The following is a 20,299-nucleotide window of genomic DNA, read 5'->3' on the forward strand; positions in this document are numbered from 1 at the left end:
AATACCTGTTGTCGCAGAAGAAGCCGGTCGCAATCGAGCCAGCGTTGCACAGTGCATTCAACGCCGTTCTGCCCTTACGAAGTCAAGCGCATAATGATCACCGACTTTTATTTCAAAATAGCTAACCTAAACTATTACGAATGCACTATCTATTTGCCACTGTAATGCTGGTAATCCGAAAAATTTCCATCCACTTTGACGAGCAGAACATCAAATGGATCCTTGCGAGGTCCTTCCATTCCGGGACTCCCAAGCGGCATGGATGGAACTGCTAGGCCCTTGGCCTTTGGCCGTTCCGCTAAAAGACGTTTAATGTCGGCCGCAGGTACATGGCCCTCAATGCCGTACCCTTGTACCAAGCCCGTGTGGCATGACCCCAAGTCGTTCGGGATGCCGAATTTTTTGCGATATTCTCCGGTATCACCCACATTCCGCGCTTTAACGGCAAAGCCATTCGCCTTCAGATGGTCGATCCAAGCTTCACAGCAGCCACACCATTCGCTTTTATAGACTTCAACTACAGGCGGGGTAGCGGCAGCAGCAAGCAGAGGAACAGGTAAGACGCTCAACAACGCTGCTTGCAACAGAGTACGACGTTGCATGAATAAATCCTTTCATAACCATGATTATCAAAAATACGCTCTCTGTGCGGATGAGTGTAGCGCCTCTTCAAGGCAGCGAGTCTATACGGTACAAGCGAACTACGCACCTTCCTGGTCGATTGAGCAAATATCCAATATATCCACTCGCATGCAAGCAATTTTAACTGGGAATCCTTACTTCGCTAACTAAGAGCCACAATTGATAACTGGAGCAACAAACGGTACTTGCTCCCCTCTTCCATGCAAAAAGGGAAACTTACAAAGTTCCCCTTTTTGATACTAATGACGAAGCATGTATATTTAATTCTAAATATTAGCCGCCAAAATACACATCACCAGGCTGCAGCGCCGTATTAGCGCTCGACTTGCTCAACTCCGACTTGACTTGGGCACGTGAAGTAGAAACCGTGGCGCGATTTTTCGAGAAATCGATATATTCCTGCTGTCCGTGCAAATCTTTTGGGTTCGCCTGGCTCACTTCAGACCGGACTTCTGCACGTGTTTTCGCTGACTGAACACCAGTCATGTCCTGCCACTGATTCACTGCACGACCTGATTGAACATCAGTTATAGATGCAGCAAAGGCACCGGAACTGAAAACAGCCAAGGCTGCGGTAAGTACCATATTGCTAGAAAAAGTGGTCGATTTCATATTACTCTCCTGTTCAATGGTGGGTGTTTCGGATTCGAACCTGTTGTTCGCGAGTCCATGGCATGAAGTATAAAGACCCTGCGCGAACAACTACCTGACCATTTCATTACAATTTCGTAATCACCCAGATCATGCAAATTTATTGAAAATTGCGTCGTTTAGTTCCTTTCGGTTGGATCATCGTCGGCGGCAATCTTAGTTGCTTTCCAACTCCAACTTAGTAACTAAAAGGCCTTGAGGAGCAACTTGAGCAGCAAATTTGATTTTTTCGCCTTGTTTAACGCCTTCAAGTAGTGACCGGTCAGGCACGCTAAATACCATGGTCATCGCCGGCATGCCAAGACCTGTCAGCTTTTGATGCTTTATAACGATCTGAGACATGTCATTATCAACTTTCAGCACCTCGCCTTTAACCAATCCACTGGGTTGCTCTTTTGCGGACGTGGCGTCGTTTGCTGCAATGGCAACTTGAAGAGAAGCTTCTTCGCTGTGTGCACTACTGCTTACAAAGGGAATACCAACCATCGCTGTAAGGAAGGGCAAGAAAACTAGTAAGCGCCTCATACAATTTGTCTCCGTAACAAACCAGATGAAAGGAAAAAGTTTTTCAACGCGACCTCGACTATCTACAGTTCCCAGTTTGCAATATAGGAACACTTTCGACGCCAAAAAGGGGAACTCGTGAGATTCCCCTTTTTCCCTTGAATTACCGAAGATCGAGATCCTCGGTTAAGCTTGACTCTTAGCCGCCATAATAAATGTCGCTTGGCTGCAGAACCGCATTTGCGCTCGACTGGTTCAACTCAGATTTCACGTTAGCGCGAGAAGTACCGCTCGACGTTGCATTTTTAGAAAACTCGACGTATTCATGCTGCCCAGACGTTCCTAGTGTTTGCGCCTGGCTCAATTCGGATCGGACTTCTGCGCGGGTTTTCGTCGACTTGATGCCAGTCATGTCCTGCCATTGATTCACTCCGCGAGCGGACTGAACATTAGGTACATTTTCAGCTAAAGCTCCGGTACTAAAAACAGCCAGGGCTGCGGTAAGAATGACTACGCTGGACATTTTGATCGATTTCATCGATACGCTCCTATAAGATTGGTGGGTGTTTCGGATCCGAACCAGTCGTTCGCGAATCCATGACGTGGAGTATAAATACCCAGCGTAAACAAAACCCTGACCATTTCATTACAGTTTCGTAATTCGCTGCAACCATCCGATTTCAACCGAAGTAAAGCTCCTGCGCAGTACATAACAGTAAACATCGAACTCTATCTTTACTCGATGTCACCGAAATGCTTCAAATCTCACGATCGAGTGCGTCACCTGCATTAAAACTTCCGTCGAATGAGTAAGATAATTGCATAAATGCACTACAAGAAGGGGCAGCCTTGTGGGATTGCGTTTGGACCGACTCGGACGCACGATGGCTGAAAAGCGCCGGATGGAAACGACAGGCTGTACTCATTCGATCAAATGACAGCCATAAGTAGTAGCGTGAGAATCACCTGAACGACCGTGACCGAGACAAGCGCGAATACGACGTCGTTTCTCAGGCGTCGAAAGCAGCGGTCAATCGCTTCATTGTCTTGCGAATGTTTCACTTTTACCATTACATCTTTGCTACTATTGACTCGATCCCTATCGCAGATTACGAATTTGTAATCAAAATGTCTGGTTGATTCAACCAAATTTTCTGCATACTATAAAATAAAAATAGTTGTCATAATAGGTAAATAACTTTCCTAAAGTAAACTTTATAACTCATGCGTTTTTCTCGCCCATCACGCGTTGTTGCAGCATTGATTGCGCTGCTCAGCATGCTGTTTATGCAGCTTGCTTTGGCGGGATACGTCTGCCCGACGCTGGAACGGGTAACTACACATGAGACCATGGAAGCTGCGATGGACATGGGGACCGATACCATGACTCCCTGCCATGAGATGGATAAAAAGCAACCCAGCCTGTGTCACGCCAGCGAGCAAGCAGGCAAGCAGTCGCTCGACAAGCCCCATTCTCCACCCGTAGCGCTCTTTGTACCAATCACGCTTTTCGGCACGTTACACCCGGTCGCCCTACCGAACTTGTCGGCTGGCCAATGGCAGGATCCGTTTTCCTTAGTACGAAGTACCGCCCCGCCTCTCTCTATCCAAAACTGCTGTTTCCGCATTTAGCCCCTCAGATCGTATAGCTCGGCATCGTCACGGCTGTTGCGTGGACGGTGGTGTTCAATGCTTTCTGGGGGTTTAATGCATTACCCGTTTACCGCGTCATTCTCGACGCCCTTTATCATTTCTCGGTTACGCCGAGGAAGTTGTATATTTGCAATTTCTACCGCTTTGGCCTTGCCGACCAGCGGCTGGTCCCAGGAAGGACCGTTGACCCTTCTCGCTGCTCAGCAGCGGGCTGTCGAACTCTCGCGCCAGTTAGCCGCAAAAGACTACGCTGTTAGCTCCTCACGGGATATGGCTGTGGCGGCTGGTCAATTGCCTGACCCGATCCTGAGAGCCGGAATTGATAACCTTCCGGTCAACGGACCTGATCGGTTCAGCTTGACTAATGACTTTATGACCATGCGCCGAATAGGCGTCATGCAGGAGTTAACGCGTTCAGACAAGCGACAGGCTCGTTCCGAACGTTTTGAACGTGAAGCGGAAAAAGGACTTGCCGAAAAAACGTTTGCTGTTGCGTCTGTCCAGCGTGCGACAGCCCTCGCCTGGCTTGACCTTTACTACGCTCAGGCCGCCGCCGCTGCCATCACAGAGCAGAGGACGCAAGCCAAATTGGAAGTTCAGGCGGCTGAAGGCGCATATCGTGCCGGTCGTGGCAACCAGGCAGACATATTTGCAGCGCGCAGTGCTGTAGCGACCTTCGATAATCAAAGTAGCGAAGCACAACGACGCATTCTCAACGCCAAAACCATCCTCTCACGTTGGATCGGCAAAGCGGCGGATATGCCCTTGGCCGCAAAGCCCTCTACCAATGAAATTCGACTCGACCCGGCCACTTTAGATACGGTGCTGCTGCATCACCCTGAAATTGCGATCGTCGCAAAGCAAGTTGAAATTGCTGGTGCAGAGGCGAAATTGGCGGAAGCAAACAAGCGTGCCGACTGGTCAGTCGAGGTAGCGTACCAACAACGCGGTTCAGCCTATTCGAACATGGTTTCGGTGGGAGTATCTGTTCCTTTGCAATGGGATCAAAAGAACCGCCAGGAGCGTGAACTTTCCTCCAAGCTTGCCATGGTAGAGCAAGCCAAAGCTGAACGCGACGACATGGTGCGCGAGCACGTTGCGCAAACACGCGCAATGATCAATGAATGGGAAAACGGCAAGGAGCGGCAGCAACGGTACGAGAACGAACTCATACCCCTTGCCAACGATCGCACCGGTGCGGTAATCGCGGCATACCGGGGTGGCAAAGCGACCTTATCCGAGGTGTTGGCTGCTCGCCGCAATGTCATTGACATGCGCCTTCAAGGCCTGCAACTGGAAGCCGAGACGGCCCGGCTATGGGCACAACTCAATTATTTATTCCCAATCGATGCCGACGAATCCCATCGGTCTATGCCTATTGTTGAAGGCTCAAAATGAACGCTAAAAAGATTTTGCTTGTGGTGCTAATAACTGGAGCGCTCGGTGCAGGTGGATATGGCTTGTATGCATTCGGCATGCAACAGGGCATGAAGATGACTACGTCGGACGTGCCAGCGAAGACAGATCAGCAAGCAGCTAATGGAACATCAGAAGCTGGGAAAGTCGATCCAGCGAGCGGGAGGAAAGTCCTTTATTGGCATGACCCGATGGTGCCAGGTCAGAAGTTTGACAAGCCCGGAAAATCACCATTCATGGACATGCAATTGGTGCCGGTGTATGCAGACGAAGCCGGTGACAACGGCAAAATCACAATCAGTCCTCGTGTACAGCAAAACCTGGGAGTGCGAACCGCCGAAGTCACCAAGGGAAACGTAGCTGCTGTCGTTGAAGCTGTCGGAAGTGTCGCCTACAACGAACGCGATGTAGCCGTTATACAGGCACGAAGCAATGGATTTGTTGAACGCCTCTACGTAAGAGCCCCGCTTGACCCTGTTCGAAAAGGTCAGCCGCTTGTTCAAATATACGTCCCTGACTGGATCGCAGCCCAAGAAGAATACCTGACCGTAAAACACATGCAAGGGCCTGAAACGAAGGACTTGTTGGACGCCGCACGCCAGCGCATGCGCTTGGCAGGGATGAGCGATGAGCAAATCCGCTTGGTCGAGACGACAGCAAAGCTCCAGCCACGAATGACAATTATTGCGCCTATCGGCGGCGTGATTGCTGAATTGTCTGTCCGCGAAGGCATGACCATCATGTCTGGTGCTTCCCTATTCCGCATCAATGGCTTAAGTACGATATGGGTAAATGCGGACGTCCCAGAAAATCTTTCCGCCCAAGTACGTCCTGGCGCAGCGGTTGAAGCACGTACGCCATCTCTGCCAGGCACGACGCTCAAGGGAAAAGTTAGCGCTATTCTTCCCGAGGTAAATTCTGCGACGCGTACCTTAAAAGCTCGCGTGGAACTGGCAAATCCTGAGGGGCGTCTGGTTCCAGGAATGTTTGCCACCATTAACTTCACTCCCGCCACTAACCAAGAAGTTTTGACCATTCCCACGGAAGCAGTAATCCAGACGGGCAAACGTAGCGTTGTGATGGTCGCCCAAGGTAACGGCGGGTTTACTCCGGTCAATGTAGAGATTGGTACCGAGGCAAACGGGCAGACAGAAATTCGCAAAGGCCTTGAAGCGGGACAGAGAGTGGTCGTTTCAGGACAATTCCTGATTGACTCGGAAGCCAGCCTTAAAGGAACTGAAACTCGCATGGGCGAAGCCCCACAAGGCGGCACAAGTAATACCTCAAATAATCAAACACACGCGGGAAGGGGAAAGATAGAGAGCATTAGCAATGATGAAATCACAATCTCCCACGGCCCGATCCCAAGCCTGCAATGGGGCGAAATGACAATGGGTTTCAAAGCCCCGGCAAACGGCGTACCGAAAACTATCGCGGTCGGCGACACAGTGACGTTCGAAATCCGCCCGAGGAAAGATGGTGCCTATGAGATCGCCACGATTTCGCCGGCTGGTACTGCACCAAGCGCCGCAAAGAGCAATGCGGCGGGAGCCACCTCACAAAGCCAGGAAGCGCCTCGTAGTGCAGGAGGTGCAAAAAAATGATTGCCAAGCTAATTCGCTGGTCAATTATCAACCGTTTTTTGGTATTACTTGCCACGTTGATGGTGACTGCCTGGGGAATCTGGGCGCTATCGCGCACACCTGTTGATGCCCTTCCCGACCTCTCAGACGTTCAGGTCATTATCCGGACCACCTATCCGGGCCAAGCGCCTCAGATCGTTGAAAACCAGGTGACATATCCACTGACAACGACGATGCTTTCTGTGCCCGGTGCAAAAACGGTTAGAGGGTACTCCTTCTTTGGCGATTCCTTCGTCTATATCCTGTTCGAGGACAAAACAGACCCCTACTGGGCTCGATCACGTGTCCTTGAATACTTGAATCAGGTCCAATCACGTCTGCCGCCCCAGGCAAAAACGGCGCTGGGACCCGACGCGACTGGTGTTGGCTGGGTATATGAATACGCACTGATCGACCGCAGCGGAAAGATGGACCTATCCCAACTACGCACGTTGCAGGACTGGTTTCTCAAATACGAACTAAAAACAGTAGCAAACGTATCAGAGGTAGCCAGTATCGGCGGGATGGTCCGTCAGTACCAGATCGTTTTAGACCCGGACAAGCTGCGTGCTTACAATATCCCGCACGGCAAAGTAATTGAAGCCGTTCAAAAGGCAAATCAGGAATCAGGCGGCTCGGTACTGGAACTCGGTGAAGCCGAATACATGGTACGAGCATCCGGGTATCTAACGTCCCTCGATGATTTCAGGAAGATCCCCTTGACCACCACGGATGCCGGTGTATCGGTGCGACTGGGTGATGTCGCACGCATACAAGTCGGTCCAGAAATGCGTCGCGGCATTGCAGAACTCAACGGTGAGGGCGAGGTGGCGGGCGGCGTAATTGTTATGCGTTCAGGGAAAAATGCACTGGAAACGATTGAAGCGGTGAAGGCTAAGCTCGAAAATCTGAAATCCAGCTTGCCGCCAGGTGTCGAAATTATCCCAACTTACGACAGATCTAATCTTATCAACCGCGCCGTTACAAACCTCGAACATAAACTTATCGAAGAATTTATTGTGGTTGCGGTTGTATGCGCCATCTTCCTATTTCACATTCGATCTGCTTTGGTAGCCATCGTCTCACTTCCACTCGGGATACTGGCCGCGTACATCGTTATGTACTACCAAGGCGTCAACGCCAACATCATGTCGCTTGGCGGGATTGCCATCGCAATCGGTGCCATGGTCGACGCCGCAGTAGTCATGATCGAGAACGCCCATAAACATATCGAAGCATGGAACCATGCAAATCCAGGCAAGAAGCTTGATGGCGAGGAGCATTGGCAGGTCATCGGCGACTCTGCATCGGAAGTTGGCCCTGCCCTATTCTTTTCGCTGTTGATTATTGTCTTGTCTTTCATCCCGGTGTTTACGCTGGAAGCACAAGAAGGACGCCTTTTCTCGCCGTTGGCTTTTACAAAAACGTACGCCATGGCTGCCGCCGCTGGCCTTGCAGTGACACTAATCCCTGTATTGATGGGTTATTTGATTCGCGGTCGCATCCCAGATGAGCAAAAAAATCCGCTCAACCGTTTTCTGATTGCGCTTTACCGTCCTCTACTCGACGTGGCCCTGCGTTTCCCGAAGGTGACGCTTCTTGCTGCTGCTGTCTTGGCCGTAGTGACCATTTGGCCTCTTTCCCGCTTAGGTGGCGAGTTCATGCCAGCACTGGATGAAGGTGACGTACTTTACATGCCATCTGCGTTACCTGGTCTATCAGCCGGCAAAGTGTCGCAACTATTGCAGCAAACCGACCGGCTCATCAAAACAGTTCCGGAGGTTGCAACCGTGTTCGGTAAAGCAGGCCGGGCAGAAACCGCGACAGACCCAGCACCTTTGGAGATGTTCGAGACAACCATTCAATTCAAACCGCGTGACCAGTGGCGTGCCGGCATGACGACAGACAAGCTTATTGAAGAGCTTGACCGCACTGTCAAAGTTCCAGGTTTATCGAACATCTGGGTACCGCCGATCAGGAACCGAATTGATATGCTGGCCACTGGAATCAAGAGCCCTGTTGGCGTGAAAGTTGCCGGTACAAACCTGCAAGAAATTGATCGCGTCACTGGGAAAATCGAAAGTGTTATTAAAAAGGTCTCCGGGGTTTCTTCAGCGCTAGCAGAACGACTCAATGGAGGGCGCTATGTCGACGTCAACATTGATCGTGATGCAGCAGCCCGTTATGGACTAAACATCGCAGACGTACAAAGCATTGTCTCTTCCGCCATTGGCGGGGACAACATTGGAGAAACGATCGAGGGGTTGCAGCGGTTCCCGATCAATCTTCGTTATCCACGCGAGGTACGTGATTCCGTTGAAAAGTTGCGACAGTTACCAGTGTTGACGGAGCGTGGGGCACAGATTCGGCTCGGGGATGTAGCCAATATCAAAATCAATGACGGTCCGCCCATGCTCAAAAGCGAAAACGCTCGCCTGTCAGGATGGGTGTACGTCGACATTCGTGGTCGAGACTTAAGCTCGGCCGTGAAAGACATGCAGCAGGCGGTTGCCAAGGAAGTGAAATTACCACCTGGTTATTCAATCTCCTGGTCAGGACAATTCGAATACCTTGAGCGTGCAAGCGAAAAGTTAAAAGTAGTCGTGCCGGCAACTTTGCTTATCATTTTTGTGCTGCTGTACCTCACGTTCCACCGCTTGGACGAGGCAGCGCTGATCATGGGAACACTGCCCTTTGCTTTGGCAGGCGGTATTTGGCTGGAATGGATCCTCGGCCACAACCTCTCTATTGCAAGCGGCGTTGGCTTCATTGCTCTTGCCGGTGTGGCAGCCGAATTTGGCGTCATTATGCTGCTGTACCTAAAGCATGCTTGGGAAGCCCGCCTCATAGCAGGAAAAATCAGCGAAACGGATTTACTCAACGCGATCCGAGAAGGCGCTGTACTACGTGTGCGTCCCAAAGCGATGACAGTCGCGGTCATTATCGCCGGCTTGGTACCCATTATGGTCGGGTCCGGCACGGGCTCGGAGGTCATGCAGCGAATTGCCGCACCCATGGTGGGAGGGATGATCACAGCCCCCCTCTTGTCAATGTTCGTTGTGCCGGTCGTGTATCTGTTGCTGAGACGGCGCACGTTACGCCATGCCCGCGTTTTCTCTCATCAGCGCATAGACGCGATCTACGAGCCGACCCAATGATTAGGAGCAACTACAACACCTATTTACAGACCTCTGAATTGCCGGATCGTATCTTTACATCCCGTAAAGACCGGCAGGGCCGGCGGCGCGATTATAAATCAAGTATGGAACGCGCTTTTGGCTCAATACGAAGCGGAAAAGATGCAAACGGATATATGCCGCCATCTCTTCCAATATCTAGAAGCGTAACAAGGAGCAAATCATGAAAAAGCCACTTATAGTATTAATTGGAGTTGTTCTTTTTAACACGACGCTTCCTGTTTTAGCTGGTCCAAATTGGGCGCTGATCGAGGACGGACGCAAGGCTCAAGCTGCGCGGATGCACCAAGGATCTTCGAAAGAAGCGACGACTCAACAACAGGACAGCAAAAACGCGAAAATGCAAAAGATGATGAAAGAATGCCAAGCAATGATGAATAAAGGTTAAATAGAGCCAAAGGCTGCGTTATTGATGATTCGCCACGATGACGCAGCCAATTTCGCTAATTTCCGCAATAATTATTGATTAAATAACTTGATAAATTATCCAACCAAAAAGGAATCTTATGAAAATGTTCGCTATTACTTCTATTCTGATTGCCCTCTTCTCTTCAAATGTAGTGTTTGCTCAGGATAAGAAAATGAGCGATATGGACATGAAGAAATGTATGGATATGAAAGGCATGGATATGAAGGGCATGAAAGACATGGATATGAAATCATGCATGGAGATGATGAACCAGAGTGGTGAATCCAAAAGCATGTCCGATGCCGGCAATACCGATATGGTACATAAGGCCGCTGGCGTCGTAAAAAACGTTGAGCCTAAAAAAGGAATAGTAACTTTGGCACATGGACCGGTCGAGAGCCTTAAGTGGCCCGCCATGACCATGGGGTTCACTGTCCGCGACAAAGCTCTGCTTGATAAGATGTCAGTTGGTAAAAGCGTCAATGTCGAGTTTGTAAAAGAAGGTGCAAATTACGTAATTACGAAGGCATATTAAACAAGTCGCAGGGCGAGTTATATCTTGTAGAGTTTTTACAAGCGTCGTTTGGAGTTCAACGTTCTGACCTAGCCTTCGACCCCTCTATAGATGAAAAACGCTTTGCTTGTGAAGTCCGTCTACAAGCAAAGCGTCTGACATCCCTGTTCTACTGTCAGGCGGCTGCCATTCGACGACACTCGGCTGCGCAACGTTTACAGGCTGCTGCGCATTTCTGACAATGATCCATCTGATGCTTGGCGCATTCATTGCCACAGGCTTCACAGATGTCTGCACATTGCTGACAGATTGCTTTAGCATGTTCGCTCCCACGAGCCATATAACTGGCGGCGAGGCGGCAAATTTGGGCGCAATCGATATCTAGGGCGATGCAGCGTGCCATCATTTTGACATCTTGCTCTTGCAAGCAGGAAGTCGCACAGAAATCGCAGGCGTCTGCGCAAGCGTTACAGGCTTCGATACACGAGGCATATTGTTGATTTGGCATAGCTTCTCCATTTAATGGTAATCAGCACGACGTTCAAGAATTTTCCAAATACCACATTCCTATGGCTGATTGATTAGCCTTTGGGCGGGCCCAAGATTCGCCGTTGGCACAAAATCACAGATCGAGAATTTTTTGCACAACATCTCTCGCATGTCGTTAATCCCGTTAGTCTGAGAATGGACGATCCCGCTGCAATAGCGCTCTAGCTCGCCATGATCAATGTCTCGTTTCACTTGGCAGGCCAAGCTTGGAAAAAGCGCTCGATAATGGTGATTGCTGAAGGTTTGCAAAAAGGTGCGGTTAAATTCCGTGCCTGTGGGTGTCCGCTCCAATTGCTGAATTGCTTGACGTCCTTGCGGCTGCAATTGTGGTGTGTGGTTTACGCCGTACCATTCCCGCAAGAGCCGTTGTGCTTTTAGGATCTCTTCCCGTTGAGTGCGATTTGCTTGGCGCGACATAGACCTGATCTGATCATCCGTTGCCTTTGCCGGTGTTGGATTGGTATCCGGGGTTGGGGCGGTGCCTTCCTGGGCATTGTCAACGGGAGCGTCCCGTTGAAGATCAGTCCCCGCTGCCAGTTCAGTCATCCTTAACGCAGAGTAATGATGGTCAATAATAAATTCAAGATAAGCTTTCTCAAATTCCGCAGTCGCACCTCGACCTGGACCGCTGGCTTGTGCGGCAGGGACCGCTATTGCCAGTATCGCAGTGGCACCTAGGGCGAAGAGCACTTTACTAACAGGACGCATCGCGCCCCTTGTAACACAGGTTCTTGGATTCAAAGGCTTATTCAGGCTTTCCTCGAAAGATAATATGTCAACCACGGTTTTCTCCTTTCAGAAAATTGGCTACTGTCCATACCGATCCTCCCTGTAGATATCGACGGCGAGCGAGCCGCTCTATTAATCCCGTGCTAGTTAGATTCCCCTCTTGCTTCCCATTTCCAATCTGAGCAACCTTTCCCGCATGAAAGTCAATAAGCGTTTTCGAGAAATTCCTGATTTCTCAGCGATTGCCATTAATCGGAAATATTCTTGATCCTCTTTCCATTGCCCACATGGAGCTTCGATCTTATGCGCACAAACATCGCACTGATTTCAGCCTCCTTCCTGACGGCCGAAACGGCAATCTGAATGTAACCCACGAAATTCAGCGTGCCTGTCGTGTGGATACTCAGAACCTGTTTGCAGAATATCCTATAGATAAATCCTCTCATCGGCACTCAGAAAATATCGTGACTCTACGCATGCAATTTCGTACAACCGGAGCAAAGAGTAAGCCGGACTAAACTACGGGTATTAACAGCGCGAAGAAATTAGCAAATTAGATCGCCAAGCCGAATATATTTGTAAAATTTACAAGCATCATAGTATGCAAATTCCACAAGCAGCACCAACCGTTACCTACCATTCTTTATGTGATTTAACCAGCATTAACCGCCCTTGGAATTCGGCCAAATGTAAATCTTTTAATGGCGGGGTCCTGGTACTTGAAGGTTTCATGTGCTTTGCCACGCCCAAATAAAAATTAGCGTACAAGGCACATACCTTTCGAAAAACGATTGCTAATGCATCCTGATTTCCTGTATGCCTCTATTGTTATTTAAAGCCCAGATAGCTTGGAAGGCCTGCCTTGGATCGTCAATTCTCGCACCACTAATGCCGTAAGATTAGCTAATCCAATGGACTCTCCTACGCTTGATGAAGTATTTTCCTCCTATAAAAATCTTGAAAGAAACAAAGAAAAGTGTTGCACTTCATATTTTAAATCGCCGCCCTGGATAGGTGCATCATGATGCGACTACCGACACCTAGGGAAGCGGGCCGGGATCTACCCGCTCGCCTATAACACATTAACGAGTCGAACGCATACTAGGACGATGCCAAGATACAATCGACCGCTACGACGAATGGCCAAAACAGACAACGATTGCCAGCCTAAGCCTGATTCGTTACAAGATTCTGTCTTTTTCGAAACCAGATCGTGTTGCACTCTTCTTTATATCCAGCTTTCGATCCACAAAAACCTGCCTGCACACTGTCATGATGTGAAAGCAATCGGAATTCTGTAACTATCACGGCTTATTGCGGTTTAAAAAAGGCGTAATGAGATCCATAGGAAGGGGAAACACAACGGTAGTGTTTTTTTCAGCGCCAATAACCGTGAGTGTTTCCAAATAGCGTAACAGCATCGCTTGAGGCTCTTTGGCAAGCGTGTTAGCCGCTTGGTATAGTTTTTCGGACGCTTGCAACTCCCCTTCAGCATGAATGATTTTGGCGCGTTGTTCCCGCTCCGCTTCCGCTTGTCGAGCTATAGCCCGAACCATTGATTCGGTGAGGTCAACCTGCTTGATCTCGACGTTCGCGACTGTGACGCCCCATGAAGTCGCCTGAGCGTCTAGAGCAGCGCGAATATCGGCGTTCAGCTTTTCGCGATCTGCGAGCATTTCGTCCAACTGGTGTTTGCCCAATATCGAACGCAAGGTTGTCTGCGCTAGCTGACTTGTCGCGTTCTGGTAATCCACCACTTGAATGACAGCACGGGATGCATCCTCTACACGAAAATACACGACAGCATTTACTTTTACCGAAACGTTATCACGTGAAATTACATCCTGAGGTGGTACTTCCATTGCTATGGTACGAAGGTCAACTTTTACAGCCTGTTGCAAAAAAGGAATAATGATGACGAGCCCAGGCCCTTTTACACTTGTAAATCGGCCTAGCGTAAAAATGACTCCCCTCTCATATTCTCGATATACACGCATCGAAGTCAAGACAATAAAAATTACAAAAACGATCACCACCCCAAATGCGGATTCGAAAATCATTATTACTCCTTTTGATGTGTCTATTGAGTTGAATTCTTTTAGGCCACTGCAGATGTACCAGCACCTACCATCACGGTGCCACGAAATGGTGAACCAAGTATTTAATATTTTAAAATTCCGAGGATGTAATAAAAATTATCTGTATATTTAAATTCCACCAAAAATATTTCCAAAAAGATTTAAAATTTGCATCTATAGATGTTTCCTCCAATTACGGTGCAGTCTAAAATTTCAGTTTGGAATCAATGTAAACTTTTACAAGAATTTAAGAAACATTTTTTTGAACTAACCGTGGTGAATGGCACTTGCCATAACTACTGTACGGATGTACAGTAGTAGAAAAAACCCAATGAGAGACTACTATCAGGGCGTTTTTCTTCACGTCGCCACTATTTGACTTTATTGATCAGCGCTGTACCTGTACTTTGAAACAAGAATACTTTAATGAAAGTTAGTTTCAATAATACAATAGGATGAGAGCGTCATAAATTGATGGAGAAGAAGACACGTGGACGTTATTGGACAAGGCTATTGCGAAAACAACCAACTATGCGTCTGGGTGGAAACCCCAACGAAGGTTGGTAAGAAGCTATTGAAATACAGTTTCCCTGAAGTAAGAATAGCCAACCAAAGCTTTCTTGAAACAGCTTGGCTCCATTACTGCAGTACCAGCAGAAGGAGTGAGCAGGCATATTTACAAGCCGTAGCTGGGCTGCAATGCCTGCCTTCGATGTCGGAGCATCATACTGCGTTTGTCATTCGGATTTTAGGATCACTCCCGGATAAGCCCCCAACTCGGAACGAGATGCGGGAGTTTTTCTCTGTTATAGAGCAGGCAATCAAGATCTCGAAATCTCACATATCGGCGTTGAGGCCCTTAGTTCTAAATTCGAGGAAACTTTTTTGGGCTGGGATCGACGCGTGGTTTGATTCAAATATCCTCAGCTTTCGCTACCATGACATAAAGAATTTTCTGGACCCGCTGCCCCCCGATAAGCGCAGTAGTTCATTGACCCTATCGTCATTTGAAGATACATCCAGTCAGGCCCCTGGAGCGATCACAGATATTACGTTCAAGACGATCACGGAGGCGCGGGACAAGCAAGCAAAGCATCTTGATACACGACTTGCGGAGCTTCAGGAAAAATGCTTTCAAGCGTTGACTTATTGGGAAACGCGTAAAGCTGCGTTAACAACTCTTGCCGCCATTCTCACGTCTAAGCGGTACGCGGAAATTCAACAGGTGTTAGACCCTCATCGAAAAGGATGGTCAGAGATTGAGTCCGAACGTTCAGCACTGAATGCTATAGATAGCAGAGAGCTTGGAGCCTTTTATGTCACAGAGTTTCTTCAAGAGGAACTGCATGTGTACGTAAAAATGCAAAGTTTCATCTCTCAATATAAGACCGTTTATCCCCACGGGGATCGCGTTGCAAACTATTTCAGTGATGAATTGATCAAAGGGTTCAGCGGCAAGAAAAGTTTCCTGCCGGATCTATTGTGCTCACTTTCCTATTTTGGATCAGCCGAGTTGGTTGCAATTCAGGTATTAATTTTGTCAGAAACTGGTTTCAACCCGCAACCGCTTCAAGACTTGCATATTTCTCAGTGTGAACGAGAGAAAGGGCAAACCGCACGCTGGAGACTCATGCCTATTAAGAAGAAGACTGGAAAAAGTCAGGACCAGGCATTGGACTCTGCCGATGAAGGTTTGGAGGACGATGCCGACTACATCGTGAAGCATGCAAGTCAGCCAGGTCAAAGAGGTAAAAAAACAGCCTTTGACGCAATGGAGATGCTTATATCGAACTATGACCGGCTGCGCGGGCACTGGGCATGCGCGCCTCACAGTGAAGGCTACCTTTTTTGTTACCCCAACCGTTTGGAGGGATTCCGCGCTCAGCGACGTATCGGCACATGGGGGAAAGTATTTGATAAATTTAAGCTGGAATGGAATATCAATCCAAACTACACGTTTAAACACCTTCGAAGCCAAGTCGGATGCCAAGTCGTTGTACGAAGCAATGGAAATCTGTTCGAAGTAAGAAACAAGCTCGGTCAATCAGATATTGCGACCTCTGCCGGCTATGTGGCTCAAGTTCTGACAGGGCTTGACGAAGCGATCATTAATCAGTTTGAACGTCAGATAGCAGCGACCATCATGTTCGCCATCGGCGGCGATGACGCGTTATATACGCATCAACTTCAACGCGAAGATATAAACGTTAAGACTATCCCGATCGTTACGTTACAAAATCGGCCGGTCCGAGCAGACGAAATCAAACAAAAACTAACTGCGGTTGGTAATGGCGTTGGATGCATGAGCCCAACAGAAAGCCCGAATCATACGATCAAGTCCGGTGAGGTTTGTGATGGCGAACAATGCCATGACTGCAAACAGCAAAAAATCATCATCACGGAAGGCCGCATGAAGGAAAATATTTTAATGCTGCGGTACTTTCGAGATCACCTGGAAGAAATTTGCTCACGCAACTCTGAACATTGGATAAAACATGGCGTGAAGGCATTTGCGTTTCAAATTGCGCTTTCTCACGTTATACGCAACAACATACGGTATAAAAGTTTGTACGAAGAGATAGAGCGGCAAGTAACCAAAGAACAAGGCCCCCAATTCCAAACAGCGTAGAAGAAAGATAAAAATGAGTCACGCCCCAGATTATCAGCCAAGCACAGTAGCCGACAATTTACTTACCATCGGAAGCAGTCTTCCTCCACAAGAACGAATGCGTATCATCGACTTTACAAGTCCGTTTCACGACTTGGTAAAACATGCAAATTACGTATCGGATTTTAGCGAAGACGTTATCCGTTACAAATACAGTGCTGGCGGCGGGAAGGTTGAAGAAAAGCAAATTGAATTAAATAAATTTTGGATTGCATCGTCATCCATTTATCCAGAGGCCGAGCGCTTCACTGACCGAAGGGAACTCGTAAATACTGCGAAGGCATTGGTTAATATTGTTTTGAGCAAAAGCAGTGCCGCATCCTCTCCCGATGTTGCCTTAGCGTACCTTGAGATGCTGTGCGCTTGGATGCGCAAACAAGATATTTATCAGTTTCAGGATTTGACTAGGGATCATGTAAACCATTTCCTGCAAGACTGTGCCATAGGTATCGGTGTGGCAAGCGGTCTAAACAGCCGGCTGATGAAATTACTCGAAGATTATGAAAAAAATCTCTCACCACCTGACCGACAGACCGCACTGCTAAGCCACCTGATAGCCAGAAAAAAGCCTGCGAAGGCCGGAACCGGATTTGTTTTTAATTTAGACGCTCTGTCAAACGCCATCGGGATGAGAGCGACAAATTCACTGCCACGGCCTTTTATCGAAAAGTTCGCGGACCTTGTAAATATCTCTGTTGCGGACTTTCTGGTTACAGGATACGAAGTCAAGGCTGTTTCAGTAACAACATTGGAGCGTGTGGCAAACACAATTAACCAACTAAGTCAAATTCCTACAGGCTTCGATACGATTCGCTTCTTTGCATTTCCTGATACTACTGAAGAATTTTTCCTCAACTTTAAAGGGGCTCCGCGAGGACGCACCGAAAATCTCTCTCTTGATGATGCCGTCGAAATTATGGCTGCTGGCGCAACATGGATCATCGACTATGCAGAGGCCTTCTTCAAGCTAGGACACGCAGCCAAACGTCTACTCATTAAGCACCCGAATTCACTTTGGTACCACGTTCCTCGTAAAGTTGCCGATGAGGTTGCTCTTATAAGGGAAGAAACCGGGGTAGACCTTAATAAAATCACAGACATGAATATTAAAAATTTCGATGATGTGATCATGGCTTTTCATTTGTTATCGTCAGCGTGTGTTTGTGTGATTTACAGCAATACCGCTCGCAGAAAAATGGAAATTGCAAGTAACAAGTTTGGCCTTACCTATGGATGCTTAAAAAAATCAGAACTTGGTGTTTACTCAATGCGGGTATATATCGAGAAAACGATAAGAGATTACGTGACAACAGGCATTAACTTTTTGGCAGGCAAAGCTATTGAAGTGCTTCAAAGAATCCACGAAATCTATTCAGATTTAGATTCTGATGGGCAGGTTGCGGATGACCAGCCACTATTTTCTGCCAGACTCGGGTTTACAACAGGAGCCTTTGTTACCGGAAACTACACCGATCCGAAAATAGCAGACAGACATCTTCCAAAATGGATAGAATTAGTTATCGGAAATGATTTAATACAAGTGCGACCGCACATGTGGCGTAGGTTCTATGCTGTTCTTTATTTTTATCGATATGACTTCCCTCAGCTTTCAGCCTTGTCTAAACAATTTTTTCACTTCAGTGAAAGCAAAACCTTTACTTACATTACCGATAAAAACTTCGTAGAACACGCAAGTAGTATTTCGGAAAAAGTAAAGCTGCACGAAGTTAAAATTGATGGAAAAGAAGCTACGGCAATCGAAGAATTTGATGTTGAGTATATAAAGATTTTTGACAGTGTAGCGGAAGAATATATGCTGCGAAGCATTATGAAAGCTGCTGAGGGTAACACTTCTGGTGGCTTCGGTCGCTCTCTTATCAAACGTGTGGCTGACTATGTAAAGCAGTTCAACACCGACGCCGTGCTAACGGACGCACAAAGATTTATGCCGCTTGCCAAAAAATTAATTCGGGAAGGACACGTACCAAAGCCACTTGCACATGGCATCTGCTTCGCAAGGGAGAGTGCTCATTACGAGGCACACGAAGCGCACTGTGCGAAAGAAGGAAAAATCGATCGGAGCCAGGCATCGTGCACTTTGTGTAGTAGCTGTAGCAATCACGGCACTCATAGCGGGACCATGAGTTTTCTCGAAGGCGAAATCGCTCACTTCGAGAATATTCTAAATGATTTTAGCCAATCTGCCTTGAAACACGAACACGCGAAGACGAAGTTAGCGCGTTTGCACGAAGCGAAGCAATATCACCTTGCGGAGTATGAAAGAAATAAAAAGATAACTATTGAGATATTCCCTGTTCCAGCATAGAAACGGGACGCTGATGCATGGAAAACCAATTTTAAAAGACTATGCAAAAAGATTCAAAAAAAGGTTCTGACGCTTTTTCATCTGCCCATATATCGCAGGTGTCGCACAGCACTGCAAGAAAGAAAATTGAGGTGAAAGTAGCGCTCCTTGAATATTGGGGTCGAACAGGCGTTCCCTGGAAAAGAGATGTAGAGGGAAAATACGTGTTTGATCAAAATGGACAAAAGATTCTTGAACACGTGCCTGACTCTGAGAATGAGGTGCGCCGCTGGAAACAAACAGACAACAGTGATGGAATCATTGCTCAAGCATTAAACGAAATGCTTCAACAAGAGCTAATCCAGCCAGATCATGTCGATGCATTTGGCAGTTACGACGCAGCAGCCTTGACACCAGGGGGAATTCAGAAAATAAGGAATAAAGAGGAAAAAGCGCATTACTTTACGTTAAAACAAAACTTAAATCGGGCGCTAGAAATTCTTAAGGCGACGAAAGAAAGACAGTTCGAGTCGGAAAACAAGCAAGGCTTGATTTCCGAATTGAACAGCCGACTTAAAACCATGGATAGCCAGCGGGAAAGCGCTGCATTACAGTCTCTGGCGGATCGGAAAGAACTACGGGCATTGTTAGCAAGATGGAAAGAAGCGGAAGAAAGGTACATGCGCCGAGAAAAAGAGATGAAAGCGCTTCTTGCTGAAAAAGATGAACAAATTGCGTTGCTTGACGCCAAAGTTCGCGATTTGGTGAAAGAAAGACAAAAGGTGATCGGGTTAAACAACACAAAAGGGTCACCAAATGAAACGTGAAACGGCCAGTAATAACGAAAAGGCGGCAACATTTGTAAAAAAAATGAGGGAGTTTGTTGACGAGGCACTACAAGGTAAAGCCGAAGTTCCAATGAGGCATGGGCAGGTGAATGTCACAGCGGTAGCTGAGAAACTTGGTTTTGCGCGGGAGCGCTTTCATTCAAACAAAGCTTTGGCACAGGAAATGGCGCGACTGCTGGGATTTATGGGGCAAGTCGCTATAACAGAAGCCAAGCCAAGTCATTCCAACAAGGAGATGAGAGCACTTGAAGCGCGTGTGAAAACATTAGAGAAAGCTTTATTGTTGAAGACAATTGAATTGGAGGCAGTCCGGGAGCAGACGCTCCGCAGAGACCAGGCTGAGGAGTATCTACTGCGTACAGGTCGTGTGATCCACCCATACCACCGACAGCATCCGGACGGAAGTTGCAACTCTTTCAATAGTTAAAATGCAATCCCCCTACCCGACATTTTCAGGCATCGTGGAGAAGTCGTGGAACAGGTTTTTCACGATGAGGCGTGGAGACAAACTCTA

The 20,299-nt window shown here is 47.9% G+C and carries 17 protein-coding genes; 10 read left to right on the top strand and 7 right to left on the bottom strand.

The annotated features are described in order from the left end of the window. Positions 1–149: 149 nt before the first annotated feature. The 4 genes from ABC383_RS06350 to ABC383_RS06365 form a co-directional block, all read right to left on the bottom strand. On the bottom strand, positions 150–602 hold the full coding sequence (locus tag ABC383_RS06350; protein WP_413012521.1) for a DUF411 domain-containing protein: 453 nt from the start codon (positions 600–602) through the stop codon (positions 150–152). 313 nt (positions 603–915) lie between these two features. Next, complete coding sequence (locus tag ABC383_RS06355; RefSeq protein WP_413012522.1) at positions 916–1,254, bottom strand: DUF4148 domain-containing protein; 339 nt, start codon at positions 1,252–1,254, stop codon at positions 916–918. 195 nt (positions 1,255–1,449) lie between these two features. Beyond that, positions 1,450–1,818 (bottom strand): copper-binding protein, encoded by a 369-nt coding sequence (locus tag ABC383_RS06360; protein WP_413012523.1) that lies wholly within the window; start codon positions 1,816–1,818, stop codon positions 1,450–1,452. A 178-nt stretch (positions 1,819–1,996) separates the two neighbouring features. Next, the gene (locus ABC383_RS06365) at positions 1,997–2,335 is read right to left on the bottom strand and encodes a DUF4148 domain-containing protein (protein WP_413012524.1); all 339 of its coding nucleotides are present in this window, start codon (positions 2,333–2,335) and stop codon (positions 1,997–1,999) included. 686 nt (positions 2,336–3,021) lie between these two features. Between ABC383_RS06365 and ABC383_RS06370 the strand changes: the two genes are divergently transcribed. The 6 genes from ABC383_RS06370 (at position 3,022) to ABC383_RS06395 (ending at position 10,629) form a co-directional block, all read left to right on the top strand. Further along, the gene (locus ABC383_RS06370) at positions 3,022–3,429 is read left to right on the top strand and encodes a hypothetical protein (protein WP_413012525.1); all 408 of its coding nucleotides are present in this window, start codon (positions 3,022–3,024) and stop codon (positions 3,427–3,429) included. 204 nt (positions 3,430–3,633) lie between these two features. Beyond that, entirely contained in the window at positions 3,634–4,848 is a 1,215-nt protein-coding gene (locus ABC383_RS06375) for a TolC family protein (RefSeq protein ID WP_413012526.1), read from the top strand. After that, positions 4,845–6,470: an efflux RND transporter periplasmic adaptor subunit gene (locus ABC383_RS06380; protein WP_413012527.1), complete on the top strand. Its 1,626-nt coding sequence runs from the start codon at positions 4,845–4,847 to the stop codon at positions 6,468–6,470. The genes ABC383_RS06375 and ABC383_RS06380 overlap by 4 nt, the downstream gene beginning before the upstream one ends. Continuing rightward, entirely contained in the window at positions 6,467–9,646 is a 3,180-nt protein-coding gene (locus ABC383_RS06385; RefSeq protein ID WP_413012528.1) for an efflux RND transporter permease subunit, read from the top strand. The genes ABC383_RS06380 and ABC383_RS06385 overlap by 4 nt, the downstream gene beginning before the upstream one ends. Before the next feature lie 202 nt (positions 9,647–9,848). Continuing rightward, positions 9,849–10,073 (top strand): hypothetical protein, encoded by a 225-nt coding sequence (locus tag ABC383_RS06390; RefSeq protein ID WP_413012529.1) that lies wholly within the window; start codon positions 9,849–9,851, stop codon positions 10,071–10,073. A 124-nt stretch (positions 10,074–10,197) separates the two neighbouring features. Further along, positions 10,198–10,629, top strand: a complete 432-nt coding sequence (locus ABC383_RS06395; protein WP_413012530.1) for a copper-binding protein — start codon at positions 10,198–10,200, stop codon at positions 10,627–10,629. Positions 10,630–10,783: 154 nt separating this feature from the next. On the opposite strand, the gene ABC383_RS06400 is transcribed toward ABC383_RS06395, so the two are convergent. The 3 genes from ABC383_RS06400 to ABC383_RS06410 form a co-directional block, all read right to left on the bottom strand. Beyond that, positions 10,784–11,116, bottom strand: coding sequence for a four-helix bundle copper-binding protein (locus ABC383_RS06400; protein WP_413012531.1), 333 nt, complete (start codon positions 11,114–11,116; stop codon positions 10,784–10,786). 59 nt (positions 11,117–11,175) lie between these two features. After that, positions 11,176–11,940 (bottom strand): DUF305 domain-containing protein, encoded by a 765-nt coding sequence (locus ABC383_RS06405; protein ID WP_413012532.1) that lies wholly within the window; start codon positions 11,938–11,940, stop codon positions 11,176–11,178. Between the two features lie 1,250 nt (positions 11,941–13,190). Beyond that, positions 13,191–13,946: a slipin family protein gene (locus ABC383_RS06410; protein ID WP_413012533.1), complete on the bottom strand. Its 756-nt coding sequence runs from the start codon at positions 13,944–13,946 to the stop codon at positions 13,191–13,193. Positions 13,947–14,454: 508 nt separating this feature from the next. Between ABC383_RS06410 and ABC383_RS06415 the strand changes: the two genes are divergently transcribed. The 4 genes from ABC383_RS06415 (at position 14,455) to ABC383_RS06430 (ending at position 20,212) form a co-directional block, all read left to right on the top strand. Further along, positions 14,455–16,593 carry a hypothetical protein gene (locus tag ABC383_RS06415; protein WP_413012534.1) on the top strand — a complete coding sequence of 713 codons (2,139 nt, stop codon included), beginning with the start codon at positions 14,455–14,457 and terminating at the stop codon, positions 16,591–16,593. A gap of 97 nt (positions 16,594–16,690) precedes the next feature. Then, a complete protein-coding gene (locus ABC383_RS06420) occupies positions 16,691–18,958 on the top strand; it encodes a hypothetical protein (RefSeq protein WP_413012535.1) in 2,268 nt (755 codons plus the stop codon). 41 nt (positions 18,959–18,999) lie between these two features. After that, a complete protein-coding gene (locus ABC383_RS06425) occupies positions 19,000–19,764 on the top strand; it encodes a hypothetical protein (RefSeq protein ID WP_413012536.1) in 765 nt (254 codons plus the stop codon). Beyond that, entirely contained in the window at positions 19,754–20,212 is a 459-nt protein-coding gene (locus ABC383_RS06430; protein ID WP_413012537.1) for a hypothetical protein, read from the top strand. The genes ABC383_RS06425 and ABC383_RS06430 overlap by 11 nt, the downstream gene beginning before the upstream one ends. Positions 20,213–20,299: the final 87 nt, after the last annotated feature.

Source organism: Noviherbaspirillum phoenicis, assembly GCF_047237965.1.
GTDB lineage: Bacteria > Pseudomonadota > Gammaproteobacteria > Burkholderiales > Burkholderiaceae_D > Noviherbaspirillum_A.